We start from the raw sequence: 24,259 nt of genomic DNA on the forward strand, positions 1-24,259 counted from the left end.
ATCGCCGGCGGGTTCGCCGCATGTCCTCCAGGATGTCCTCTCGCTCAAGCACGCCAAGGATTCTTCCAGCCAAGGAATCCCTCTCTGTATCGGTGCGGGTAGAACGAAATCTTCCTATCAACGGATCGACACTTTATCTCATCTATAATAGCATTCCGGATTTATGCTGTCAATATACATCGAAGGATCGGACGGAAGGCCGAAGAAAAGAAAAAACCTACAAACGAGTTGTAGGTCCATCAATAATATATTCAAAAAAGGGGGTCGACTTTCATTATAGGCACGTCATGTTAGAGAATCATTGAAAACAGGTTACAGTTCCATTACAAAAAATGAAGCGGTTACGCTCCTTATTCGTACCCCTGTGTCACCGTCGATCGTTGCGAATACAAAGCCTTACTCCGCGCTGCGACTCTTCCGTTCGTGCTTCAAGGCATTCTGGGCGGCACGACCGCGGCCCGGCCCAGTTCGCCGCCCGCTTCGATGCCGGATTCTTCCCGGGCCAGCATGATCGCCTCGCGGCGATCGGCAAACAGCAGCCGTTTGGCCGTTCTCTCGATGCCTTGTTCCTTGCGTGATTGATGCATTCCGGTCACCCTCCGCTAATCTGGCGCCTGTCGATGGCGCGTTGTCAGCTTTTAGTGTGCCCGCCCCGTCCGTTTTCAACACCGCCCGCGGTGTCCGAAGCATTGGAATTTAAGGCTGCGTGCATATGACAGTCTCGACGAATGATAGGCAACAAAAAAACGGCATGCCTGAATGCCGCCTGTTTCGTTTATCCTGCTGCTAGGGATATTGCTGTTAGACGCGCCTACGCTTTGCTGTCGACGATCAGCGTGACCGGTCCCCAATTCGTGAACGTCACGTCCATCATGGCGCCGAACCGGCCGGTCTCGACCTTCAGTCCGGACGCGCGAAGCGCGTCGTTGAACGCCTCGTATTGCGCCTCCGCCTGCTCCGGTCTCGCCGCCGCCATGAAATTCGGCCTCCGGCCCTTGCGGCAGTCCCCGTACAAGGTAAATTGAGAGACGGACAAGATATCGCCGCCGACGTCCGCCGCGGACAGGTTCATTTTCCCGCTCTCGTCCTCGAAAATCCGCAAGCCCGCGATCTTGTCGGCCATCCACCGTACATCCGCGTCCGTGTCCTCGTGCGTGATGCCGACGAGCAGCACGAGTCCTTTCGCGATGGCGCCGACCGTCTCGCCGTCCACGACGACGGCCGCTTCCTTGCTTCGCTGTACGACTACCTTCATCTGTCCGCTTGCTCCTTCGACGCGTTAGGAATGATTACTGCATGATCCGCTGCACGGAATAAATGTCTTTCACCCGTTTGATCCGTTCGACGACCGATTGCAAATGCTCGATATTGCGGATCAGCACGGTCATATGAATCATCGCCAGCTTGTTTTTGTCCGATCGGCCGGAAACGGCCGAGATGTTCGTCTTGCTCTCCGAGACCGCCTGCAGCACTTCGTTCAGCAAGCCCGGCCGGTCGTGGCCCGTAATCTCGATGTCGACGCTGTAATTCGCCTCGACCGAGTCTTCCCACTCCACTTCGATCATGCGCGCCGCCTCTTCCCCGTCGACGCTCGTCGTCAGGTTCGTGCAGTCCGCGCGATGCACCGACACGCCGCGGCCCCGCGTGATATAGCCGACGATGGCGTCCCCCGGAACCGGATTGCAGCAGCGGGCGAAACGAACGAGCAGATTGTCCACGCCTTTGACGCACACGCCGTGCGTCGGACGCGTCTTGCGCATCGCGGGCGACGACTTCATTTCCTTCATCTCGTTCGTGAGCTCGATCTGGTTCGCTTCTTCGGCTTCCTTGCGCATCTTCTCCGTCAGCTTCGTGCAGATCTGGGCGGCGGTGATGCCGCCGAACCCGACGGCCGACAGCATGTCGTCGATGTCGTTGAACGTGAATTTATACGCCGCCTCCTGCAGCTGCGCGTCGGACATGAAGCTGGACGGCTCCAGACCGAGCCGCTTCAGCTCGCGCTCGATGGCGTCGCGGCCTTTGACGACGTTCTCCTCGCGGCGCTCCTTCTTGAACCATTGCTTGATCTTGCTGCGCGCGTGCGACGACTGCGCGATCTTGATCCAGTCCTGGCTCGGTCCGTACGAATGCTTCGACGTGAGAATCTCGACGATGTCGCCCGTCTTCAGCTTGTAATCGAGCGGCACGATCCGGCCGTTCACCTTGGAGCCGATCGTCCGGTTGCCGACCTCCGTATGGACGCGGTACGCGAAATCGAGCGGCACCGCGCCGGCGGGAAGCTCGAACACCTCGCCCTTCGGCGTGAACACGAAGACGAGATCGGAGAAGAAATCCATCTTCAGCGACTCGACGAATTCCGATGCGTCGCTCGCTTCGTGCTGCAGCTCGATGATTTCGCGGAACAGCGTCATCTTGTCCTCGAACGAACCGCCCGGCACGACGCCGCCTTCCTTGTACGCCCAGTGGGCCGCGATGCCGAATTCGGACGTGCGGTGCATCTCCCACGTGCGGATCTGCACTTCCGTCGGCTCGCCTGTCGGCCCGATGACGGTCGTATGCAGCGACTGGTACATGTTCGCCTTCGGCATGGCGATGTAATCCTTGAAGCGCCCCGGCATCGGCTTCCACAACGTATGGATGATGCCGAGCGTCGCGTAGCAGTCTTTGATATTGTCGACGATGATGCGGATCGCGAGCAGGTCGTAGATTTCGTTGAACTGCTTGCTGCGCGCGGTCATCTTCTTATAGATGCTGTAAATATGCTTCGGCCGTCCCGATATGTCGCCGTCGATGCCCATGTCCTCGAGCTTCTCGCGAATGCGGCCGATGACGTCGTCGATATATTGTTCGCGCTCCGCGCGTTTCTTCTTCATGAGATTGGCGATCCGGTAATACTGCTGCGGATTCAAATACCGGAGGGCGATGTCCTCCATCTCCCACTTGATCGCCGAAATGCCGAGCCGGTGCGCGATGGGGCAAAAGATCTCCAGCGTCTCGTACGCGATCCGCCGCTGCGCCTCCTCGGATTGATACTTCAACGTCCGCATGTTGTGCAGCCGGTCCGCCAGCTTGATCAAGATGACGCGCATGTCCTGGGCCATGGCCACGAACATTTTGCGGTAATTCTCGTTCTGCTGCTCCTCCTTGGAGCGGAATTGGATCTTCTCCAGCTTTGTCAGTCCGTCTACGACGGCCGCGCATGCTTCGCCGAACCGGGACCGGACTTCTTCCAGCGGGACGGTCGTATCCTCAACCACGTCATGAAGGAGCGCCGCGATGATCGACAATACGTCCATTTGCATATTGACGAGGATTTCCGCGACGGCGACCGGATGAAGGATGTACGGCTCTCCCGATTTGCGCACCTGCCCGTGATGGGCCTGATCGGCGAATTCGTAAGCTTCTTTGATCCGGTTCAAATCTTGTTCCTTCAAATAGGTGGATGCTTTATCAAGTAGCTGCTCTATGCCCATGAATGTCCCTTTCCGGAAAAGCGCGCGTCCGATTGGCGCCGCCTGCTTTCCAAATCAATGAAAATCCTGCCAGGTCCAGCGTGACCGTTCAGCCCGAGTTTTTCCTACTATTATGCCTGTTTTCAAGCCTTTCCGTCAACTCCGCGATTGCAGAACGCCGGACGACGGTAGCGTTCGCTCCCGTGTCCGGCGCCGATTGAAGCTATCTTCTAGTAGGTGACGAGCGAGAAAATATCGATGCCGTCCAGCTTGCTGCGGCCGTCCAGATAGCCTAGCTCGATGAGGAACGCCGCCCCGACCACTTCGCCGCCGAGCTGGCGGATCAGGTTGATCGTCGTGGCGATCGTGCCGCCCGTCGCGAGCAGGTCGTCGGCGATCAGCACCTTCTGGCCGGGCTTGATCGCGTCCTTGTGGATCGTCAGCTTATCCTTGCCGTACTCCAGGTCGTAGTTCGCCTCGACGACTTCGCCGGGCAGCTTGCCGCTCTTGCGGATCGGCACGAAGCCGAGGCCCATGGACACGGCGAGCGGCGCGCCGATGATGAAGCCGCGCGCTTCCGGTCCCGCGATCAGGTCGATCTGCTTGTCCTGTATCGCTTGGCGAATGTCGTTGATCGCCGACGCGTACACGGCGCCGTTGTTCGTCAGCGTCGTAATGTCCTTGAACCGGATGCCCGGCTGCGGGAAATCGGGGATGACGCGAATATGCTCTTTATAGTTCATGAAATACCTACTCCTTCGTTTTCTTGTTCGGTTGTTTGATCGTGAATCAGGCCCGCTTGCACCGTCAGCCAATCCGTCAGCTGCTTGACCGGCAGCGCGAGAATCGCATTCGATTCCGCGTTCCGCTGGCCGTCGCGGTAATGCCGCGACAGGGACAGCTCCTTCTTGCCCGTGACCGCGCTCAGCGCCAGGCTGCCCTCCGCCTCTTCGACGAACCGCAGTTCCTTGAAGACGTCCAGCATGAGCGTTACGCTATCGGCCGACCGACGGAGCTTGGCGGCCAGCGCCGCGGCGGCGCCGGCTTCCGGCAGCGGGCATTCGCGCCGCAGCAGCTGATAGAGCTGCCCGAACTGCTCCCGCGTCGGAAACTCGCCCGACTCCGGATCCGCCGCGTACAGCAGATGCACGGACTCCAAGTCCCGGCACGCGGCGATCGCCGCGGCCAGCTTCTCGGCCGACGGCGGCTTGCCGAAGACCGCCAGTTGCCCGCATGGCACGCGCTGCCCGGCGAGGGCATCGTACGTCAGGAGGCGGAACCGTTCCGGCAGCCGGAGCCGGCCCGGCGCTTCCGCGGCTTCGAGCCACGTCTCGTTCGGCACGAGCAGGACGCCTTGGCTCTGCTGCATGACGTCCGAGGCGAGCAGCCGCTCCGCCGTCCGAAGCGACTCGCAACCGGGCTCGCTTCTCAGATCGAACAGCTGGATATGCGGCACGCGCAGATCGCTCAGCATGAACTGGGCTTTCCGCTGGCCGTTCCACTCGTTCACGGCCAGCTCGCCGACGACCTCGACGGCCGCGCCGTTCGACAGGCGCTCCGCCAGATGGCCGCAGCCGAAGCCAACGGCGTCCAGCAGCTTGCCTTGGCCGGCAAGCGCCAGCTTCAGGTGATTCTTCTCCTTGCCCATCGTCTTGCGCTCGGCGAGCGTCACGCCGGTGAGCAGGAGCTTCGGCGCGCCGTTCCCGGCGCCGAACGGCTCCAGCTTGGCGAGCTGCTCGCGCACCTTCAGGGTGGCGTCCTCCATCTTGCACGCCAAGTCGATCGTCAGCTTCGGAATCCAATCGTCCTCCGTCAGCCATTCGTCCGCGAGACGGGACAGCCGTTCCTCGAACGGCGCGAGCTTGTCGCGGTGCAGCGTCATGCCGGCGGCCGCCTGGTGCCCGCCGTAATGGTCGAGCCATTCCTCGCACGCCGTCAGCGCCGCGTGCAGGTCGTAGCCCTCGATCGAGCGGGCCGAGCCTTTGCACTTGCCGGTCTCCGAGTCGATGCCGAGGACGATCGTCGGCTTGTAATGGCGTTCGATCAGCTTGGAAGCGACGATGCCGACGACGCCGGCGTTCCAGCCTTCGCCGGCGACGACGATCACGGACGGCCGTCGCGTTCCGGCCGCGTCCGCCGCTTCGCATTTCGCCGTCCACTGCTCTTCGGCTTCCCGCAGGATATCCTCGACGATCCCCTGGCGCTCCTTGTTCAGCCCGTCGAGCCGGAACGCGCCGGCCGTCGCGGCTTCCTCGTCGGCGGCGGTCAGCAGCTCCACCGCCGCGTTCGCGTGGTCGAGGCGGCCGGCGGCGTTAATGCGCGGCGCTATGCCGAAGGCGATATGCGTCGCCAGCAGCGACGGCAGTTCGATGCCGCACACGTCGGCGAGCGCCCGGAAGCCGGGCTTGTCCGTCGCGCGCAGCCGCTCCAGCCCCAGCCGCACGAGCACGCGGTTCTCGTCCGTGAGCGGCATGAGGTCCGCGATCGTCCCGAGCGCCACGACGTCGGTCCATTCGACCGGGGGTTCCCCGAGGAGCGCCGTCGCCAGCTTGAACGCGACGCCGACGCCTGCCAGTCCCTTGAACGGATAACCGCAATCCTCCTGCTTCGGATTGACGATCGCGAAAGCGGCAGGCAGCTCCTGCGGCGGCTCGTGGTGGTCGGTCACGACGACGTCGATGCCAAGTACGGCCGCGTGCGCGATTTCCTCGACCGCGCTGATGCCCGTGTCGACGGTGACGATCAGCGTGACGCCCGCCGCCGCCGCCGCGTCGAGCGCCGTTTTGTTCAACCCGTAGCCTTCTCGCGTGCGATGCGGTATGTAGTGGTCGAAGTCAAGCGCCAGCCGATTGAATAAGTACGTCATCAAGGTCGTCGACGACACGCCGTCCGCGTCGTAATCGCCGTAAATCCGGACGCGCTCGCCGCGTTCCCGGGCAAGCGCGATCCGGTCCGCGGCTTCCTTCATCCCTTTCAGCAAGAAAGGATCGTGCAGGCACTCGAGGCCCCCGGTCAAAAAGCGCCGGGCGTCTTCGACGCGGTCGTAGCCGCGCTGGACGAGCAGGCGCGCGACCAGCGGCGGGAGCGATAAGGCGCGCGCCAAGGCGGCCGCGCGGGCTTCCCCTTCGACGTCCAGCGAAGCGAGGCGCCAGCGTGTTTTCGATTGCAGCAAGGCACCCGTCACCTCTCTTCTCAAAAAAATGAACGCTGCTGCTATTGCAGTAGCGTTGTCACGTGTTCCGGATTGGACTCATGATTGCTTTTATACGGATAACCGGGATCGTAAGGTTCTACGTGGACGGTAACCTCCGTCATGTGATTGAACCGTTTCATGATGAATTCTCTGACCCGTTTGGCGATCTCGTTGCCTTCCAGCACCGAGATGCGCGGGTTCACGCTGATGACGACTTCCGCGACGGCGTAATGACCGTGCTCTCGCGCGCGCAGCAGCTCGACGCTGATGACGCCTTCCATGCGCAGGACGACGGCCTTCAGCTCCGAGAGATCCGCCGGCTCCACTTCCAGGTACCGGCTCCGCATCACGGAAGCCGATGCGACGCGATACCCGCTCGTGAAGACGATGACGACGATGATGAGCGACGCCGCGGGATCCAAGTAATAGAGCAAGTGCAGATGGAGCGGCCTTCCGAGCATCGATCCGCCGGTACCGACGAGGGCGGCGAGCGACGCGTAAAAATCAGCGCCGCGTTCCTTGGTCGAGAAGCCCGCTTCCTTCAGGATGAACGCGGCCAGCACGACCGCGGCCGCCGGCCAGCCCGGACTGTCGTCCACGCCGTCCGCGATCGACTTGATCGCGGCGATGCCGATCTCGAGTCCGGCGATCATCAGCAGGATGGACGCCAGCACGCCCGTCGCGGCTTCCGAGCGGCCCCGGGCCGCCGGGACCGGCGCGTACGGCGAGCCGAGCTGCCGGCACCGGCGGATGCCGGTCAGCGAGACGAACGAGGCGGCCGCGTCGGAGGCCGAACGGCAGGCATCGGCGAGCAGCGACTTGCTGCCCGTCATGACGCCGACGCCGCCTTTAACCGCTGCGATACAGACATTGCCGATAAGCCCGGTCCATGCTGCAGACTCCGCTCTGGCGTAACGATGGTTCGCTGTCATGGATGCCTCCTGTTATAGCGTTGTACTCCCTATCTTACTACGATGCGGCCGAAGACTTGACATTCGACTTCGGTTTTTGTTTGCTCTTCAGCAGCAGCCAGAGCGGGCTCGCGATGAAGATGGACGAGTACGCGCCGCTGATGAGACCGAACAGAATCGCGAGCGAGAACAGCCGGATCGATTCGCTGCCGAAGATGAGCAGGCAGATCGTCGCGAACAAGACCGTCATGACGGTGTTGATGGAACGGGACATCGTCTGCCAAATGCTGTCGTTGACGATTTTGGCGATGTCCGTGACCGACTTCAGCTTCGCGAACCGGAGATTCTCGCGGATCCGGTCGAAAATAACGATGGTATCGTTAATGGAATAGCCGATGATCGTCAATACCGCCACGATGAACGGCAGATTGACCTCCAGCCTGAAAATCGAAAACAAGCTGATTACGATGAAGGCGTCATGCAGCAGGGCTACGATCGCCGCCACGGCGAATCGCCATTCGAACCGGATGCTGACGTAAATCACAATGCCGATGCTGGCGATCAGCACGGCCTTGATCGCGTTGCCTTGAAGCTCCTTGGCAATTTCGACGTCGACCGTGTTTACTTCCATGGACGCGTCTTTGTCGAATTTATCGGCGATGCCTGCTTTGAGGGCTTTCTCCTTCGTGTCCGACAGGACGTCGTCGAAACGGAGCGTGACGCGCTTCGCGCCGAACGTCATGCCCGGCGAGCCGAAATCGTTGTCCTTCAAGTACTGCTCGAACGCGGCCTTCTGGCTGCTGACGTCCTTCTTGAACGTAATATCGACGCTGGACCCCGCCTTGAAATCGACGCCGTAATTCAAGCCGAATACTCCGAGGGTCAAGATGCCGACGATCGTAATCGAAATCGAAAGCATGAAGAAGTAACGGGATGTCTTGACGAAGCTGAATTTCTTCTCGTCGACGTTGTCGAATGCCTTATAATGCACGTACTTCACTCTCCTTCACACCGAAATTGGTTTTCTTCTTGACCACACCGCTGCGGACGAGAAGCGTGAGGAGCAGGCGCGAGAAGAACACGTTCGTGATAATGCTCATGACGATGCTGAGCAGCAGGATCACGGCGAAGCCCTTGACGGAGCCGACGCCGATAAAGAACAGCACGAGCGCGGCGATGGCCGTCGTGACGTGCGAGTCGATGATCGTGCGGAAGGAGTGGCGGGAGCCGGCCTTCTGCGACGACATGATGCTCTTGCCGCTGCGAAGCTCTTCGCGAATCCGTTCCGCCATGATGATGTTGGCGTCGACCGCGATGCCGATGCCGAGAATGAACGCGGCGATGCCGGGCAGCGTCAGCGTGGCGTGAATGAGATTGAAGCCGAGCAGCAGCAGCCAGATATACACGATAATGGAAATGCTCGCGATGACGCCGGGCAGCCGGTAGAAGATCATCATGAACAGCAGAATGACGATCGTGGCGATGATGCCGGCCTCCATGGTTTCGTCCAGCGATTGCTTGCCGAGCGTCGCGCCGACGCTTTGCGTGTATTTCTCGGTCAGCTTCAGCGGCAGGGCGCCAAGGTTGATCGTGTTCTTGAGATCGTACGCTTCCTCTCGGGTGAAGCTGCCCGTGATCGAAGCGTCGGTGCTGTTGATTTCGCTCGACACGTTAGGCGCCGACAGCATTTTATCGTCCAGGTAGATGGCCAGCTGGTTCGTGCCGTTCGCGCTGAGCTTGGCCACTTCGCGAGTAATCTCGGCGAATTTGCTTGCGCTCTTCATCTTGATCGTAATTTCGTACTCGTTCAGTTGGGTCTGGCGAACGTCGGCGCCGTTCTGCTTGAAATCGCTGCCGCGCAGCTCGATTTTGCAGTAGCCCTTGTCGGCGGCGCAGCCGCGCGCGCTGCGGAACGTCAATTCGGCGGGCTTCTTCAGGATGTCCCGCACCTTGGCTTCGTCCGTCACGCCGGCGATCTTGACCCGGATGCGGTTCGTCCCCTCCGTCGTGACTTCCGGCTCGGCCACGCCCGTGGCGTTGGCGCGAGCTTCGAGGCTCTTGGCCGTTTCCGTCAGGGATTCCTTCGTCACCTTGCCTCCGGCTTCGATCGGCTCGGCTTCGTACAGGATTTCGAAGCCTCCCTTCAGGTCCAGTCCAAGTTTGACGTCGTCCACCACCCACTTGGACAAGCCTCCGACGACGCCGAGCGATACGGCGACGATGAGGATAAACGCTAACAGTCGACGATTCATGATTCCTACAAATCCCCCTTAAGTGCTCTGCTCAATAGTCCTATTATAACGATGGCTTAAAAACGAGTCAAAAAAAAGAGCCCATCCGTTAAAAATGGGTTCCTTTAAACGCGCTGAGCGTCATAAAGTTCATGAACTTCGTCACTTTTAACGATAGTATGTCATTGACGACCTGGTGTTTGGCCGGCTGTCCCGTCTTGCCGTACTTCTCGCTGACGCAGAGCCAAATCTCCTCGCCGGACACGTGCTCGTATCCGAACAGGTGAAACTCCTCCGCCTTGCTGTTGCATAAGTATTCGATGGTCGCGACCCACTCTTCCTCCGTCATCGGCCTGTCATCCGTCTCCATTCCACGACCTCCTTGCCTGCTGTTTGCTCTACTCATTCGCCGTCCCCTTCCGACATTCCTGCAAAAACGCCCGCGCGCCGAAAATTGACTGCATGGAAGCGGACATGCCGCGCATAAACATGGAGATAGGACATGTTCACGGTAGAGGGAGAGGAACGCATTGACCAAGCAAACGTTCATTAAGGGCGCCTTGATTCTGCTTGCCGCCGGCATCGTTAACCGGATCCTCGCCTTCGTGCCGCGAATCGCGCTGCCCCGCATTATCGGTCCCGAAGGCGTAGGCATCTACCAGCTCGGCTATCCGTTTCTGATCGTGCTGTTGACGCTGATCACGGGCGGCATCCCGCTCGCGGTCGCCAAATGGATCGCCGAAGCGGAATCCCAGGGCGACGCCCGGCGCGTCAAGCAGATCTTCCGCTCGGCCATGGCGCTTACGCTGATGCTCGCGGCCGCGCTGACCGCGCTGTTCGTCTGGCTGACGCCGTGGATCACGACCCATCTGATGACCGACCCGCGCGTATTCCAGACGTTCCGGATGATGAGTCCGCTGCTGCTGATCATCGGCGTCTCTTCCGTCTACCGCGGCTACTTCCAGGGCAAGCAGAACATGATTCCGACCGCGCTGTCGCAAACGATGGAAACGGTCATTCGCATCATTTTCGCGCTCTTGTTCGCGAAGTGGCTCCTGCCGCTCGGCCTGGCTTGGGGCGCGGCGGGCGCGATGCTCGGCGTGGTCGCGGGCGAGGTGGCCGGCTTCGCCGTGCTGCTGCTCCATTACGCCCGCGAGCGGAGAAGGAGGACGGCGGCTCCGGCTTCCTCGCCCTCGGACGAGCAGGCATCCCCGCCGGACGTTCGCAAGCCCGCTTACGGGGGACGGGCGTCCGCGGAACGCATCCCCGTCATGCGCCGCCTCGTCAGCCTGTCCGTTCCGGTGACGGCCAGCCGCATGATCGGTTCGTTCTCGTACCTGCTGGAATCCATCTTTACCGCCCGCGCGCTCCTGATGGCCGGCATCGCCACGGGCGCCGCGACGGCGCAATACGGCGCGCTGCAGGGCATGATCATCCCGATCCTGCTCCTGCCGACCGCGCTCACCTATTCCCTTGCCGTCTCCCTCGTGCCGTCGCTGTCGGAAGCCGCGGCGAAGGGCGACAAGAAGACGATCCATATCCGGCTGCACCAATCGATGCGCCTCGCGCTCGTGACCGGCGCCCCCTTCATCGTCGTCATGCTCCTCTTCGCCGAACCCATCTGCCGCGTGCTTTACAATCACGCCGAAATCGCGCCCATGCTCAAGTGGATCGCCCCGGTCGGGCTGTTCATCTATTTGCAGGCTCCGCTGCAGGCTGCGCTGCAGGCGCTGGATAAGCCGACGACCGCGCTCACGAACACGTTCATCGGCGCCGTCGTGAAGCTCGTGCTCATCTTGAAGCTTGCCTCGATGCCGGAGCTCGGCATCTACGGCGCATTGATCGCGATCAACATCAACATCGTGCTCGTCACGGTGCTCCACTGGATCAGCGTGATGCGGTTCGTCGGCTTCCGCATGAAGTGGCTCGACTTCCTGAAGGTGGGGGCGGCGATGCTGATCATGGGCGCCGCGGCGCTGTGGGTCATGAATCTCCGGACGCTGCCGGCCTTATGGCTGAACCTGGTCGCCGCCTGCGCCGCCGGCGTCGTCGTCTACCTCGTCCTGATGGTCGCGCTGCGCATCATCGACCGGTCCGATGCCGCGAGGCTGCCGCTCATCGGACGCTGGTTCCGGACATGACGAAAGCACCGGCTCCCTTGCCGGTGCTTTCGCTTGTATCGGAATCAATACGAACATGCGGTTTTCGCTGCCGGCTTCGGATGCGTTGCGGCTTTGCTGCGATTCGTCTACGGGGTCGGTTTGCCCCTGTGCTTCAGGTCGACGAACAGTTTTCCCCGGTGGTCGATCGTGCACAGGAACACTTGCTTCGCGTCGACGATGCCGCGCTGCCGGAGCTGATTGTTGAGCCAGAAGCGGTCTTTCTCGAGCATTTCCAGGTTATGCTTCTGAATCTTGCCGTCCATGATCAACGGCACGGGCAAATTCTCGAACCGATAGTTGCGCGGAAACGTCTTGGGCAGCGGCTCTTCCCGGTTCCCCGTCTCTTCTTCTCCGGCCGAAGACGGGTCGGTCGCTTTGTCCTTCTGAATGATGGACAGCTTGCCCGTGGATTCGAGAATCGCGAACTCGACGTCGGCGATGTTCGTCTTATTCTCGCGGAATTGCAGCAGCAGGTCGTCCAAATTGTAACGCTGTTTGCGCATCGCCTCGCGATTCAGCTTGCCGCGCTCGACGATGATCGTCGGTTCGCCGTCGATCAAGGTGCGCATGCGGCGGAATTTCAGCGAGACGAGCGCGATTCCGATTTGGACCACGAGCAGGATGGCCATGGGAAATATCCCGTCCAAGATGGGACGCTTCGTGTCCTCGATCACGAAAACGGCGATTTCCGCGATCATGACGGAGATGACCAGATCGAACACCGACAGCTTGCCGATTTCCCGCTTTCCCATCAGCCGCATGATGATGAACACGACCAAATAAATGAGAAGCGTACGGAACAACAGACTCCAGTATTCCATAAGGACCGCCCTCCCAGCGTAAGGTACAACTATTGTCACCGGATGGTCATCCCGACATACGAAGGGGGCGATTCGAAATTATGGAATCCGTTCGCGCCGCGGCCTGCCCCGAAACGGCGTTTTCGCCTGTACTATTCCTCCCGGCTTGACCATATGTTGTAGTAATTGGACAAGAAGCGAAGATGGAGGGAGATCTCGGATGAAACCGATAACCGCGATGAAAAACGTTCCGAAAGTGCACATGTCCTCGCCGCTGCTTTCCGGCATCCTCTATGCGGCCATATGGCTGGCCGCCGGGGCATTGCTGCTCTCGATGATGCTGCGTTGGGGCAGCATGCAGGAGAGCGAGCTGCCGACGTACAGCCTGTTCGTGCACGGCTGCTCCGCCTTGGCCGGCGGATTCGTCTCGGCCCGGCGTTCCAGGCAGCGGGGTTGGTATTACGGCGGCGTGCTGGGCTTGGTCTACGGCATCCTTATTTTGCTGATCGGCTTTCTGGCCAGCAATACCGGCTTCAGCGGCAAGACGCTGACGATGATGCTCGAAACGCTCCTGTGCGGCTCTTTCGGCGGCATGATCGGCGTCAACACGAAGCGTTCCTGACCGCCGAGCGCCCCGGTTGCGGCCCGAGCCCGCGCATTTCGCGATTGTAATCATCCCCGCGGAATGTGTTATACTAAATCGGATCGTAACGACGCAACGCCTTAGGGGGATTATTAGAATCATGACTTTGTTCAACAATATGACGACGGTCGCCATTTACACGGCGCTGACCGTCGTCGTTCTTATCTGGTACGGGGCCGCGGCCAATCCGTTTAAAGTCGCCGGATTGTTCCTGAAGGAGAACCTGTTCAACCGTAAATATAACGCGCATTTCGTGCTTTTGATTTTGATCCTGTTCTGCAACAAGTTCGAACTTCGCATCGAAAAGGGCATGTCGAACACGCATGATTTCGCCGGCTTTTTTCAATCGATCGAAGGCAGCTTCGTCGCGAACTTTCAGCATGCGTTCCAGCACGACTGGCTGACGCCGTTCCTCGCGTTCATGTACGTCGTCGTCTTTCAGGCGCTGCTGATCGCATCCGTCGGCATCTATACCTTGCGAAGCCCGGATAAAAGGATGTTCTACGCAACCTGCTACGCGATCATGATCAACTACGCGGTCGCGATCCCGTTCTACTTGTTCTTTCCGGTCAGCGAGGTTTGGTACCACGATCCGAACGTCAGCTTCCTGATGCTGCAGGTGTTTCCGAACTTCGAGCACCAATATCGCGCCTTGTCGGGCTTGAACAACTGCTTCCCGAGCCTGCACACGTCGATATCCGTGACGTTGGCGATTCTGGCCGCGAATTCCGGGATCAAACGCTGGGCATGGTTTTGCGGCATTAGCGCCGCGGTCATCATCTTCGCGATCTTCTACCTCGGCATCCATTGGCTCATCGACATGTGCGGGGGCCTGGCGCTCGCGACATTCGCCTCGTTCATGGGCATCCGGCTCAGCAAGGCGACATGGTCGCTGCGCGGACGCCGGGGGACGGTCGTTCCGCCTTCGCCGGTCAGCTACCTGCGGGAGGACGCCAAGTAAGCGGCAGATCGGCTTGGGCTTGCATGATCCCTACCGTTTCAACAACGTGCCTTTCATGACAAAGACCGCTGCGGCGGGGCTTCGGCCCCCTGCGGCGGTCTTTTTGTACTTACGCGGTCATTGGTAAATCAGCGGCCGCACGTCGTCGATGAGCTTCTGCAACTGCTTCGCGCAAGCCGCGTACTGCACCTTCTCCTTGTCGTCCCCCGACAGCAGGCCGTACATCTCCATATCCGCTTCGCATTTCTTGAGCGCCGCGAGCAGTCCGGCTTGGCCGTTCGGGTTTTTCGGCAGCTTCGCCTTATCGTCGAAGAGATCGAAGTACAGCGAGCCGTTGTCGTCGATTTGCGCCAGAAAGACGTCCTCGATCTTGACGTCCGACTTCTTTAATTCCTTTTTCAGCCAAACCTCGTTGTAGCCGGATGACCGGAGCGGATCCGGCAGGATCTTGCCGTCCATGATGACGACCTGCGGCTCATGCTCCGGCTGCACGCGAAGGCCGAGCGTCTTCGGCGTAACCGGCTGATTCTCCGCCTTCAGCATGACGTTAATGGCGCCGCTCACTTCCATGACGGCGAACTCGACGTCGGCCGGCTTGAACACGTCCTTCCGGCGCAGGCTTTCCATCAGCTCGTCCGTCGTAACGCGTTCTTTCTTCAGGTTGCCCTCCAAAATCTTACCGTTCTGGATCAGCACCGTCGGCTGGCCGTCGATCCAATCCCGCGCCTTTTTGCTCTTCATTTGCAACAATTCGATGGCGAGCGACACGGCTGCCCACACCGCCAGCGAAATCATGCCCAGATACCACGTATTTTCCGCTTCCAAGGACACGTAGCCCGCGAGGTTACCGATCGTAATGCCGGTAATGTACTCGAAGACGGACAGCTCCGTCACCTGCCGTTTGCCGAGCACCTTCGTCAGCAGCAGCAGGAAGACGACCGCAGACAACGTGCGCAGGATGATTTCCACCCATTGGTACATGGATTGTTTCACTCCTCGATCCCGTTATCGTCGTTATAGTATTCGCGCGATTGCTGGAAACTATGAGCCCTTCCGGCCGGGACCGGCGGGCAATAAAAAAAGCGGCGCTCGCGAGCGCCGCCTGGTTCCTTCGTATTAGCCTTTGATGTCTTCCGATTTCTCTTCCTTCACCATGGCCGGTGCCGTCGCCGGCGCCGCGGTCACGGCCGCGCTCGAGGAGACGACCGTGTTGATCGCGCTGCGATCGAAGGTAATCTTCGTGGCATCGTTCACGCGAAGCACGACCGTGTCGTCGGTCAGCTCCAGGATCGTGCCGTGCATGCCGCCGATCGTGACGATTTTATCGCCCTTTTTGATTCCGCCGAGCATGAGGTTCCGCTGCTTCGACTTGCACTGCTGCGGACGAATCAGCAGGAAGTAGAACACCGCGAACATCAGAATGAACGGAATTAAGGATGCAGCTCCTGACATTTCATTTCACCCCTTTCGTTAAAATCCTTTGCCGTTCTCGTTCAAGCCGTATTTGTCAAAAAACGCGTTCCGGAAATCGAGCAGCCGGTCGTCCATGATCGCTTGGCGGACGCCCCGCATGAGCTCCAGCAGGAAGTGCAGGTTATGAATCGTCGTCAGGCGAATGCCGAACGTTTCGTCCGCCTTGATGAGATGGCGAAGATAGGCGCGCGAGTAATTCGTGCACGTGTAGCAGCTGCATTCGGGATCGAGCGGACCGAAGTCTTCCGCGAACTTGGCGTTGCGGATCACGAGCCGGCCGGAGCTGGTCATCGTCGTGCCGTTGCGCGCGATCCGGGTCGGCAGGACGCAGTCGAACATGTCCACGCCGCGAATCGCGCCGTCCAGCAGCGCGTCCGGCGAGCCGACGCCCATCAAGTACCGGGGCTTGTTGGCCGGCAGCAGCGGAACCGTGCATTCCAGCATCCGATACATCAGATCCTTCGGTTCGCCTACGCTGAGGCCCCCAATAGCATACCCCGGAAAATCCAGGGAAGTCAATTCGGTCGCGCTTTGGCGGCGCAGATCCTCGTACATGCCGCCCTGCACGATCGCGAACAACGCCTGGTCGTGCGGGCGCGCATGGGCCGCCAGGCAGCGCTCGGCCCAGCGGGTCGTCCGTTCCATCGATTGCTTGACGTAGTCGTATTCGGCCGGATAAGGCGCGCATTCGTCAAACGCCATCATGATGTCTGGTCCGAGCGCGTTTTGGATCTCCATCGCTTTCTCCGGAGAGATGAACATTTTATCCCCGTTCAGATGGTTGCGGAATTCCACGCCTTCTTCCTTGATCTTGCGCATCTCGCTCAAGCTGAACACTTGGAAGCCCCCGCTGTCCGTCAAAATCGGACGGTCCCAGTTCATGAACTTGTGGAGTCCGCCGGCCTTGCGGACGATCTCGTGACCGGGCCGGACGAACAGGTGGTACGTGTTGCTGAGGATAATGTGGGCGTCGAGCGTCTTCAGCTCTTCCGGGCTGACCGTCTTGACGGTCGCCTGCGTGCCGACCGGCATGAACGTCGGCGTCTCGATGACGCCGTGCGGCGTATGCACGCGGCCGAGCCGCGCGCCCGTTTGCTTGCAGGTTTTCAATAATTCGTAAGTAATTGCCACTATGCTTCTGCCTCTTTCCGCAATTGCTAGTAAATAAACATGGCGTCGCCGAAGCTGAAGAACCGGTACTCCCGGTCGACGGCTTCCTTGTACGCCCGCATGATCGCCGAACGTCCGGCCAAGGCGCTGACGAGCATCACGAGCGTCGACTTCGGCAGGTGGAAATTCGTCAGCAGCGCGTCCACGAGCTTGAATTCGTACCCCGGGAAAATGAAGATGTCGGTCCAGCCGCTGCAAGCCCGTAACTCTTCATACGCATAACGGGCGGCAACGGTTTCAAGCGTTCTGGCCGAAGTCGTGCCGACCGCGACGATTCGCCCGCCGCCGGCCTTCGCTTCGCGCAGCATCGCCGCCGTCTCCTCGCTCAACTCGTAATATTCGGCATGCATCGTATGCTCCTCGACCGTATCGACCGACATCGGCCGAAACGTGCCAAGCCCGACGTGCAGCGTGATATAGCCGATCCGCACGCCTTTGCGCGCCAGCTCGTCCAGGAATTCCTTCGTGAAATGCAGGCCGGCGGTCGGCGCGGCGGCGGAGCCTTCATGCTTCGCGTATACCGTCTGGTAACGCTCGCGATCGTCCAACCGTTCCTTGATATACGGCGGCAGCGGCATCTCCCCGAGCCGGTCCAGCAGCTCGTTGAAAATGCCTTCGTACCGGAATTCCACGATTCGCGCGCCCTGCTCGCCTTCCGCCACGATTTCGGCTTCCAGCAGCGGCCGGCCCTCGCCGGCGTCCCCGAAGTTCAGCTTAACGCCGGCCCTCAGCCGCTTGCCGGGCTTCGCCAGCGTCTCCCAGCGGTCGCCTTCCAGCTGCTTCAGGAGAAGCAGCTCGACCTTCGCGCCGGTGTCGGCTTTGACGCCGAGCAGCCGGGCCGGCATGACGCGGGTATCGTTCAAGATCAGCGTATCGCCGGGGTTCAACAGCTCGGCCAGCTTGGTGAAGCGCTCGTGCCCGATGTCGCCGGTCGCCTTGTTCAGCGTCAGCAGCCGGGACGACGTGCGGTCGGCCAGCGGCGTTTGCGCGATCAGGCGCTCCGGCAGCTCAAAATCAAATTCGTTTACATTCATGGGGTCCTTGTCATTCCTTCACGATCTTCGCGTCTTTATAGTAGTATTGCATAATATATTTGTAGTCATACCCAAGTTCTGCCAATCCGCGCGCGCCGTACTGCGAAAGCCCGACGCCGTGGCCGTTGCCGGAACCGACGAACCGGAACGAAGGGTCCTTCGTCGCGGCCCGGACCGTGCCGTCGCCGTTTAGGATGAAGAAGTTGGCGGCCTTGAGCTCCTGCGTCTGACGGTCGGCGCCGACCGTATAGATCTCGCCGCTGTCCGCGGGGCGTTCGCGCGTGGCTCCGCCGGCGCCGGCGATCGTCATCCGCGCGGTTTCGTCGATCGTGAACAGGGTGCTCGGCAAGCTTCCGAAGGCGGAACGGAACGCGTCCGGCGTCTTGACCGAGACGGCTTGTCCGTTGGCCAAGATTTCGGTCGGGCGTCCGGACGGGCCCTCCTTGCCGATTTCCAGCGTCCGGATCGGGCCGCTGATCGGCTTGCTCAGCTTGCCCTGCGTCAGCTTGAGCAGCTCGGCCGCGGAATACGTGCCGCGCACCCACGACATTTCGTTGGACTGGGTCACCTTCTCCAACTGCACGACGAGCGTGCCGCGGTTCACCGTGTCCACGACCGCCACGTTGTCCTGCACGAGCGGAATCGGACGGACCTTCGTCCCGTCGGTCTTCGCGCGCAGCACGGCTTGTCCGCCCGCGGATTTCTGGCCCGTGTCCTCGAGCAGATCCTCGCGGATGTACCCGACGAGGCTGTTCGGCAGCACGACGCGGTACCATTTGTACAAGCCCTTCTCCGAGGAGGCGTCCGGGCTTTCGACGCTCTTCAAATAATCGACGCTGCTGCCCCAGATCTCCTGCGCGTCCGCCGTGAAGCCGCCCGCGCTGGACGAGAATACGGTATTGATCACGTTGCCCTCGTACGTCGCCACTTCGCCTTTGGTCGCGTCGACCGCGGCGATCGTCGTCGGCTTCTCCGCGCCGATGCCGCCATAGGCCTGGCTGAGCGTCGTATCCACGACGTGCGCGATTTGAAAGCCGAAGCCCTGGTACAGGGCGTATGTACGCGCCGCGATCGCTTGGGCTTTGAGCGCTTCCGCCGGCCAGGACGCCGGCATCTCGCCGCCGACGACGGAATAGATGTACTGCTCGAACGGCAGCTCGTTGATGACGGCCAGCTTGCCGCTTTGGCCGCTGACTTCGAACGCGCCGCGATAGCTGCGGTTATACCGCTCCGTCAGCTTTATGCCGCCCGCCGCCGCCGAGTCCAGCCACAGCTTCGCGCCGGTAGCCGGCACGCCGATCAGCGGCACGGCCGGCTTCGAGGCCGAATCCGCCGTCGTGTAATCGTCGCGGATGAGGAAATACGACGACTTGGCGTCCGTCGGGCTCAAAGTTCCTCCCGCGCCGGCTTGCTGCGCCAGCGATTTGACCGCGGCCAAGGCGGTCTGGTCCGCCGCGGCGCCGACCAGCACGGTGTAGAAACCGGCGGCCGTTCCCGTCTGCTTCAGCGCAGCGTACGCGTCGACGCCGGCGTCGTTCAGCTTCTGCGCGGCGGCGGCCGCTTCGCTCTGGGAAGCGTACTTCGCGCCCGTGTCCAGGTGCAGCGGCCCGGTCAAGCCGGCTTTCTTGGACGTGCCGGCGTAACCGGCGATCGTCCCGTCCTTCATCCACTTGTCGCCCGCGGCGCCGGCCAGCGCGGCCGTCGCGTAGGAGCCCTCCAGGATGCGGTACAGCTTGCCGCCGGACCCGGCAGCCGCCGTCATGAAGCCGGACGCGCCGAGCGCCTTCAGCCGTTTCATGACGTTCAGCGCCTTCAAGTAATCCGTCGTTTCCAACAGCAGCGGCTTATAATCGTCCAGCGTGATCCGGACGGATTCGCCGGCGCCCGTCTGAAACAGCGGAACGACGTCGGACGGGGTCCGCACGCCGACCGCCAGCGCGCCGGCCGAGCCGAACGTCGCCGCGGCCGTGCTGAGGCTGTATTTGCTCGTATTGAGAAAAATGCCGACTCGGATCGTATCCAGCGCCGGTACGGCGGCGCCTTGGGACGGGTGGGAGGTCCACACGGACAGCGCGATCGCGCCGGCCGCGATGGCCGCCAGCGTCCGCTTCGCCTGCGGCATCGCCGCCAGCCGCCGCTTCGTTCTCCGCCTCCCGTCGAGTTGCACGTGTTCGCCTCTCATCGGCTTTCTTGTCCTCCTAATGGCTTAATCCCGTTTGGGCAGCGCGCAGACGCCTTCGTGGCAGCTCTCGTCGGACCTGCCGAACCATTCGTAGCGCCTGCCCGCGATGATCCGGTAAAGCAAATCGGCCACGCCGCGCAGCCCCGGCACCCGGTACAGCGGCGCGAGCCATCTCCAGCCGCGCACCGTCCGCAGGATGCGAACGACGCCGGCCGCCCCGGCATGCACGGTGCCGTCCATTTCCACGACATGCATTTTCGTCAGAAGCTGATCTTCGGTTACAGCTGAAAGCTCGGGAATCGTTTCGTACGTGTCCTCGAGCGATTGGACCGGAATGAACCGCAAAATCGCGGTCGATTGAAGCTCCTTCAAACGGCGGACGCTGGCCAAGCACAAATTGCACGTTCCGTCGTAGAGGACGATCAGCTTCTCCCGCCTCTCCTCTTCAGCTTGTTTCCTTCTAGAGCCCATTAGACGAAGCCGCCTCCTTCTTCCTCCGCTTCCGCCGCGTCGCCGGACGCGGCGGCCTCCTCAGGGACCGGCAAGCCCAAATGGCGGTACGCGAGCGGCGTTGCCATCCGGCCGCGCGGCGTCCGCTGCAGGAAGCCGATCTGCATCAAATACGGCTCGTAAACGTCCTCGATCGTCTGGCCTTCTTCGCCGATCGTCGCCGCGATCGTGTCGAGCCCGACGGGACCGCCCCGATAGATCGAGATCATCGCCCGCAGCATCTTATGGTCGATGCTGTCGAGCCCGAGCGGATCCACTTGAATGAGTCCCATCGCGGTACGGGCCAGTTCGTGCGTGACGATGCCGTCGCCGCGGACTTGGGCGAAATCGCGCACCCGCTTCAGCAGCCGGTTCGCGATCCGCGGCGTTCCGCGGGCACGCATCGCGATCTCCTGGGCCGCCTCGCCGATGACGCGGACGCCGAGGATCTCCGACGCGCGCGACACGATATACGCCAGCTCGTCGGTCGTATAGAACTCCAGCCGGCTGACGACGCCGAAGCGGTCGCGCAGCGGCGCGGACAAGAGGCCCGCGCGCGTCGTCGCGCCGATCAGCGTGAACGGCGGCAGCTCCAGTCGCACGGAGCGGGCGCTCGGCCCCTTGCCGATCATGATGTCGAGGGCAAAGTCCTCCATCGCCGGGTACAGCACTTCTTCCACCGAGCGGTGGAGCCGGTGAATCTCGTCGATGAACAGCACGTCGCCTTCCTGCAGGTTCGTCAGCAAGGCGGCCAGGTCGCCCGGCCGCTCGATCGCGGGTCCGCTCGTGGTGCGCAGGTTGACGCCGAGCTCGTTCGCGATGATGTTCGACAGCGTCGTCTTGCCGAGGCCCGGCGGGCCGTACAGCAGCACGTGGTCGAGCGCCTCCTTGCGGAACTTCGCCGCCTCGATGAATACTTTCAAATTGTCCTTAACTTGGGACTGACCGATATATTCGGACAAGTAGCGGGGACGCAAACTAAGCTCCACCGCCTGGTCGTCCATCATGAGGTTGGCGGAAATTATCCTCTCGTCCATTCGCCTCGCCCCTCCTCCTAGCCTTTAAACAATTGCTGCAGCGCCCGCTTCATCAGCGCGTCGACCGATTCGTCCGGCGCGTCCGACGACTGCATCGCCTGCCAGGCGCGGTCGAGCTCCCCCGCCGTGTAGCCCAGCGTCATCAGCGCTTCGCGCGCCTCGCGCCAATTCTTGCCGCCTTGCGCCTCCGCCGCGCCGGTCCCGGGGTCTTCGGGCGCGACGCCCGCCGCCGCGAAGCGGAAGCCGCCCGGAATCGCGTCCAGCTTGTCCTTCAAATCCAGCACCATGCGCTGCGCGGTCTTCCGTCCGATGCCCGGCAGCTTCGTCAGGAACGTCAGGTTCTCCTGCTGGATCGCCGCCGCGATCGTCTCCGGCTTCCCGCCGGCCAGAATGCCGAGCGCCACGCGGGGACCGATGCCGGACACGTCCAGCAGCTTGCGGAACATCGCTTGCTCGTCGCGAGTCGCGAAACCGAACAGCAGCGTCGCGTCCTCGCGGACGTGATGATGCGTATAAATCGTGACGGGCTCGTCGCTCTTCGCGAACGCGTACGGATTCGGCGCGAAAATTTGATAGCCGATATCCCGAACGTCCACCACCACGAATTCCGTGTCCAGATGGACGACCCGCCCTTTTACGTAATCGATCATGAGCGGTTCACCTCGTTGATTTTGTTGACCAGAACCGCCGAATGCGCATGGCAAATGGCTACCGCCAGCGCGTCCGCGACGTCGTCCGGCTTCGGAATGGCGCTCAGCTTCAGAAACATCCGCACCATCTCCTGCACCTGCCGCTTCTCCGCCTTGCCGTAGCCGACGATGGCCTGCTTCACCTGCAGCGGCGTGTATTCCGCCACCGGAAGACCGCGCTGCGCCGCCGCCAAAATAATGACGCCCCTCGCCTGGCCGACCGAAAACGCCGTCGTGACGTTTCGATTGAAGAACAGCTTCTCCACCGCGACGGTGTCCGGCTTGTAGCGGTCCATGAGCGCGCAGGCGGACTCGTACACCTGTTTCAGGCGCTCTTCTTGCGGCGTCTTCGCTTCCGTCGTGATGCAGCCGTATTGCACGGGAACGAGCTTGCTCCCGATTTTGTCGATGAATCCGAAGCCCACGATGGCGATTCCCGGATCAATGCCTAGCACCCGCAAAGCTTCTTCTCTCCCCGAGCCACCCGATATAATTGACGCAATAGCTAATAATGGCTTCCTCTCATTATATCAAATGATGGGTCGAATGAGAACACGCGTTTTGTCCCTCCCGCCGCCGGCGGAAAAAGCGAAAGGACGGCCGCCCGGGGCGACCGTCCTTCGATGTTCGCGTTTGGCGCCGGAATCGGCGCTACAACGTGCGCTTCATGACTTTCTCGGTGCGCTCCACCGCATAGTCGCTGAAAGTCGACAGGACGCTGTTGAAGTCGTCCTTGTCCGTCACGCGGATGCCTTTGACCAGCTCGTCGATCCGCTCGCGCGGCAGGCTGCTCTCCATGTAATTGACGTCCAGCTGGAAGAACGTGCGCATCACCTTCTCCTTCTTCGGCTCGCCGTCGAACAGCGACAAGCGGCCCAGCTTGTCCAATCCGAAATAAGCGCTGCGCTTGCACGCATCCGATAGATCGTCGATCCGCTGCTCCATCACGACGGCGCCCTGCTCGTCCAGCATCGCCGTCCATTCCGGATGCTGCTTCATCATGCGCAGCGCGTCGGCGGAGCTCAGGCTGCCGATCGTTTCCGATTCTTCGCCGCAGATGTAGACCCGGCGAAGCTTGACCGTGACCGTCGCCCGCATGTCGGACAGCGCCCCGATGACGCTCCGGCTGCCGTCGTCCGGCTCGGCCGCCGCCGCGGGAGCGCCCGGCTCCGCGGCCGCCGAACCGGCCTGCGGGCCGGAAAGCGCGAGCAGGCCGGCCGCTAGCCAGAAGCAGGCCAGCTGCCACATGGGCCGGCGGCCGCGCCTCAGCTTCTGTTTGACTTTGCGCCACACGTTGAATGTCATCATATGGGTTCCCCCCATTTGCCTTTTTTGTTAGTTTGGCTTATGCATTGGCGAAATATGCATGCGCGCCCGGCGCATAAGTAAAACCCCGTCCGCATCGGCCATCGATGCGGACGGGGCGCGTTCCTTCGGGCCTAGCGGTTGATCCAAGGCAAGCTGTCGCGGCGCTTCGGCTTAAAGCTGCTTTTCTGGCGGACGACGGCCTTTTTGGCCGGCTTCCGGCCCGGCGCCTTGCTGACTTTGGCGTTCACGGATTCGAAGGGCTCTTCCGGCGCTTCGAATTCGTCTTCGTCCCGCGGGCCGCAGTTGCACGGTTTATTGTTGCCGCTCGTGCTGACGGGCGACACTTGACCGCCTCCCATGTAGCCGTAGCTGTACGGCGCCGTGCCGGCAGGCGACACCATGGACGGATTGTAGTAGCCGTAACCGCCCATCGGACCCATGCTTGCCGGCGAGACGACCGACGGATTGAAGCCGTAGCCGCCCATCGGACCCATGCTCTCCGGCGATACCATCGACGGCATGCC

The 24,259-nt window shown here is 61.3% G+C and carries 24 protein-coding genes; 3 read left to right on the forward strand and 21 right to left on the reverse strand.

Annotated elements, in window-relative coordinates:
* Positions 1–428: 428 nt before the first annotated feature.
* The 9 genes from BMZ79_RS34290 to BMZ79_RS16025 all read right to left on the reverse strand — a co-directional run bounded on the left by BMZ79_RS34290 (position 429) and on the right by BMZ79_RS16025 (position 10,157).
* Positions 429–587: a hypothetical protein gene (locus BMZ79_RS34290; protein WP_177222165.1), complete on the reverse strand. Its 159-nt coding sequence runs from the start codon at positions 585–587 to the stop codon at positions 429–431.
* 224 nt (positions 588–811) lie between these two features.
* Entirely contained in the window at positions 812–1,255 is a 444-nt protein-coding gene (gene dtd / locus BMZ79_RS15990; RefSeq protein ID WP_090641646.1) for a D-aminoacyl-tRNA deacylase, read from the reverse strand.
* Between the two features lie 34 nt (positions 1,256–1,289).
* Complete coding sequence (locus BMZ79_RS15995; RefSeq protein ID WP_090641648.1) at positions 1,290–3,473, reverse strand: RelA/SpoT family protein; 2,184 nt, start codon at positions 3,471–3,473, stop codon at positions 1,290–1,292.
* A 209-nt stretch (positions 3,474–3,682) separates the two neighbouring features.
* Positions 3,683–4,195 carry an adenine phosphoribosyltransferase gene (locus tag BMZ79_RS16000; RefSeq protein WP_090641649.1) on the reverse strand — a complete coding sequence of 171 codons (513 nt, stop codon included), beginning with the start codon at positions 4,193–4,195 and terminating at the stop codon, positions 3,683–3,685.
* Complete coding sequence (gene recJ, locus BMZ79_RS16005; protein ID WP_090641650.1) at positions 4,192–6,624, reverse strand: single-stranded-DNA-specific exonuclease RecJ; 2,433 nt, start codon at positions 6,622–6,624, stop codon at positions 4,192–4,194. The genes BMZ79_RS16000 and recJ overlap by 4 nt, the downstream gene beginning before the upstream one ends.
* A 41-nt stretch (positions 6,625–6,665) precedes the next feature.
* Positions 6,666–7,577, reverse strand: a complete 912-nt coding sequence (locus BMZ79_RS16010) for a cation diffusion facilitator family transporter (RefSeq protein WP_090641651.1) — start codon at positions 7,575–7,577, stop codon at positions 6,666–6,668.
* A 37-nt stretch (positions 7,578–7,614) separates the two neighbouring features.
* The gene (gene secF, locus BMZ79_RS16015; RefSeq protein ID WP_256252775.1) at positions 7,615–8,547 is read right to left on the reverse strand and encodes a protein translocase subunit SecF; all 933 of its coding nucleotides are present in this window, start codon (positions 8,545–8,547) and stop codon (positions 7,615–7,617) included.
* Positions 8,537–9,808 carry a protein translocase subunit SecD gene (secD, locus tag BMZ79_RS16020; protein ID WP_090641652.1) on the reverse strand — a complete coding sequence of 424 codons (1,272 nt, stop codon included), beginning with the start codon at positions 9,806–9,808 and terminating at the stop codon, positions 8,537–8,539. Before secD ends, secF begins: the two co-directional genes overlap by 11 nt.
* Positions 9,809–9,896: 88 nt before the next feature.
* A complete protein-coding gene (locus tag BMZ79_RS16025) occupies positions 9,897–10,157 on the reverse strand; it encodes a post-transcriptional regulator (RefSeq protein ID WP_256252776.1) in 261 nt (86 codons plus the stop codon).
* A gap of 160 nt (positions 10,158–10,317) precedes the next feature.
* Between BMZ79_RS16025 and spoVB the strand changes: the two genes are divergently transcribed.
* Complete coding sequence (gene spoVB / locus BMZ79_RS16030; protein WP_090641654.1) at positions 10,318–11,928, forward strand: stage V sporulation protein B; 1,611 nt, start codon at positions 10,318–10,320, stop codon at positions 11,926–11,928.
* Positions 11,929–12,035: 107 nt separating this feature from the next.
* Here spoVB and BMZ79_RS16035 read toward each other — a convergent pair whose 3' ends face one another.
* Entirely contained in the window at positions 12,036–12,770 is a 735-nt protein-coding gene (locus BMZ79_RS16035) for a YetF domain-containing protein (protein ID WP_090641655.1), read from the reverse strand.
* 199 nt (positions 12,771–12,969) lie between these two features.
* On the opposite strand from BMZ79_RS16035, the gene BMZ79_RS16040 reads away from it, so the two are divergent.
* Positions 12,970–13,371, forward strand: coding sequence for a TIGR04086 family membrane protein (locus BMZ79_RS16040; protein ID WP_090641656.1), 402 nt, complete (start codon positions 12,970–12,972; stop codon positions 13,369–13,371).
* Positions 13,372–13,492: 121 nt separating this feature from the next.
* Positions 13,493–14,353, forward strand: coding sequence for a phosphatase PAP2 family protein (locus tag BMZ79_RS16045; protein WP_090641658.1), 861 nt, complete (start codon positions 13,493–13,495; stop codon positions 14,351–14,353).
* 117 nt (positions 14,354–14,470) lie between these two features.
* Here the strand turns inward: BMZ79_RS16045 and BMZ79_RS16050 are convergent, their stop codons facing one another.
* From BMZ79_RS16050 to BMZ79_RS34295, 11 genes are all read right to left on the reverse strand, one after another.
* A complete protein-coding gene (locus BMZ79_RS16050) occupies positions 14,471–15,334 on the reverse strand; it encodes a DUF421 domain-containing protein (RefSeq protein WP_090641659.1) in 864 nt (287 codons plus the stop codon).
* A 135-nt stretch (positions 15,335–15,469) separates the two neighbouring features.
* Positions 15,470–15,805, reverse strand: coding sequence for a preprotein translocase subunit YajC (gene yajC / locus BMZ79_RS16055; protein WP_090641660.1), 336 nt, complete (start codon positions 15,803–15,805; stop codon positions 15,470–15,472).
* Between the two features lie 18 nt (positions 15,806–15,823).
* The gene (gene tgt, locus BMZ79_RS16060) at positions 15,824–16,960 is read right to left on the reverse strand and encodes a tRNA guanosine(34) transglycosylase Tgt (protein WP_090642141.1); all 1,137 of its coding nucleotides are present in this window, start codon (positions 16,958–16,960) and stop codon (positions 15,824–15,826) included.
* 23 nt (positions 16,961–16,983) lie between these two features.
* On the reverse strand, positions 16,984–18,030 hold the full coding sequence (gene queA / locus BMZ79_RS16065) for a tRNA preQ1(34) S-adenosylmethionine ribosyltransferase-isomerase QueA (RefSeq protein WP_090641661.1): 1,047 nt from the start codon (positions 18,028–18,030) through the stop codon (positions 16,984–16,986).
* Between the two features lie 10 nt (positions 18,031–18,040).
* A complete protein-coding gene (locus BMZ79_RS16070) occupies positions 18,041–20,212 on the reverse strand; it encodes a SpoIID/LytB domain-containing protein (protein WP_256252777.1) in 2,172 nt (723 codons plus the stop codon).
* Positions 20,213–20,236: 24 nt separating this feature from the next.
* The gene (locus tag BMZ79_RS16075; protein WP_090641662.1) at positions 20,237–20,683 is read right to left on the reverse strand and encodes a thiol-disulfide oxidoreductase DCC family protein; all 447 of its coding nucleotides are present in this window, start codon (positions 20,681–20,683) and stop codon (positions 20,237–20,239) included.
* Entirely contained in the window at positions 20,683–21,738 is a 1,056-nt protein-coding gene (gene ruvB, locus BMZ79_RS16080; protein WP_090641664.1) for a Holliday junction branch migration DNA helicase RuvB, read from the reverse strand. The genes BMZ79_RS16075 and ruvB overlap by 1 nt, the downstream gene beginning before the upstream one ends.
* 17 nt (positions 21,739–21,755) lie before the next feature.
* Positions 21,756–22,388 carry a Holliday junction branch migration protein RuvA gene (ruvA, locus tag BMZ79_RS16085; RefSeq protein WP_090641665.1) on the reverse strand — a complete coding sequence of 211 codons (633 nt, stop codon included), beginning with the start codon at positions 22,386–22,388 and terminating at the stop codon, positions 21,756–21,758.
* Positions 22,385–22,888, reverse strand: a complete 504-nt coding sequence (gene ruvC, locus BMZ79_RS16090) for a crossover junction endodeoxyribonuclease RuvC (protein ID WP_090641666.1) — start codon at positions 22,886–22,888, stop codon at positions 22,385–22,387. The genes ruvA and ruvC overlap by 4 nt, the downstream gene beginning before the upstream one ends.
* A 190-nt stretch (positions 22,889–23,078) precedes the next feature.
* Entirely contained in the window at positions 23,079–23,735 is a 657-nt protein-coding gene (locus BMZ79_RS16095; protein WP_177222166.1) for a BofC C-terminal domain-containing protein, read from the reverse strand.
* Positions 23,736–23,866: 131 nt separating this feature from the next.
* On the reverse strand, positions 23,867–24,259 hold a 393-nt coding region (locus BMZ79_RS34295; protein ID WP_218154699.1), incomplete at its 5' end, for a hypothetical protein.

Origin of the sequence: Paenibacillus sp. UNC496MF (assembly GCF_900113915.1) — a bacterium.
Classification (GTDB): Bacteria; Bacillota; Bacilli; order Paenibacillales; family Paenibacillaceae; genus Paenibacillus_Z; species Paenibacillus_Z artemisiicola.

Excerpts from the sequence above, each read along its gene's own strand:
- BMZ79_RS34290 (WP_177222165.1), bottom strand. The coding sequence starts at position 587 with ATGCATCAATCACGCAAGGAACAAGGCATCGAGAGAACGGCCAAACGG.
- dtd (WP_090641646.1), bottom strand. The coding sequence starts at position 1,255 with ATGAAGGTAGTCGTACAGCGAAGCAAGGAAGCGGCCGTCGTCGTGGAC.
- BMZ79_RS15995 (WP_090641648.1), bottom strand. The coding sequence starts at position 3,473 with ATGGGCATAGAGCAGCTACTTGATAAAGCATCCACCTATTTGAAGGAA.
- BMZ79_RS16000 (WP_090641649.1), bottom strand. The coding sequence starts at position 4,195 with ATGAACTATAAAGAGCATATTCGCGTCATCCCCGATTTCCCGCAGCCG.
- BMZ79_RS16010 (WP_090641651.1), bottom strand. The coding sequence starts at position 7,577 with ATGACAGCGAACCATCGTTACGCCAGAGCGGAGTCTGCAGCATGGACC.
- secD (WP_090641652.1), bottom strand. The coding sequence starts at position 9,808 with ATGAATCGTCGACTGTTAGCGTTTATCCTCATCGTCGCCGTATCGCTC.
- BMZ79_RS16025 (WP_256252776.1), bottom strand. The coding sequence starts at position 10,157 with ATGGAGACGGATGACAGGCCGATGACGGAGGAAGAGTGGGTCGCGACC.
- BMZ79_RS16035 (WP_090641655.1), bottom strand. The coding sequence starts at position 12,770 with ATGGAATACTGGAGTCTGTTGTTCCGTACGCTTCTCATTTATTTGGTC.
- BMZ79_RS16040 (WP_090641656.1), top strand. The coding sequence starts at position 12,970 with ATGAAACCGATAACCGCGATGAAAAACGTTCCGAAAGTGCACATGTCC.
- BMZ79_RS16045 (WP_090641658.1), top strand. The coding sequence starts at position 13,493 with ATGACTTTGTTCAACAATATGACGACGGTCGCCATTTACACGGCGCTG.
- BMZ79_RS16050 (WP_090641659.1), bottom strand. The coding sequence starts at position 15,334 with ATGTACCAATGGGTGGAAATCATCCTGCGCACGTTGTCTGCGGTCGTC.
- yajC (WP_090641660.1), bottom strand. The coding sequence starts at position 15,805 with ATGTCAGGAGCTGCATCCTTAATTCCGTTCATTCTGATGTTCGCGGTG.
- queA (WP_090641661.1), bottom strand. The coding sequence starts at position 18,030 with ATGAATGTAAACGAATTTGATTTTGAGCTGCCGGAGCGCCTGATCGCG.
- BMZ79_RS16070 (WP_256252777.1), bottom strand. The coding sequence starts at position 20,212 with ATGAGAGGCGAACACGTGCAACTCGACGGGAGGCGGAGAACGAAGCGG.
- BMZ79_RS16075 (WP_090641662.1), bottom strand. The coding sequence starts at position 20,683 with ATGGGCTCTAGAAGGAAACAAGCTGAAGAGGAGAGGCGGGAGAAGCTG.
- ruvB (WP_090641664.1), bottom strand. The coding sequence starts at position 21,738 with ATGGACGAGAGGATAATTTCCGCCAACCTCATGATGGACGACCAGGCG.
- ruvA (WP_090641665.1), bottom strand. The coding sequence starts at position 22,388 with ATGATCGATTACGTAAAAGGGCGGGTCGTCCATCTGGACACGGAATTC.
- BMZ79_RS16095 (WP_177222166.1), bottom strand. The coding sequence starts at position 23,735 with ATGATGACATTCAACGTGTGGCGCAAAGTCAAACAGAAGCTGAGGCGC.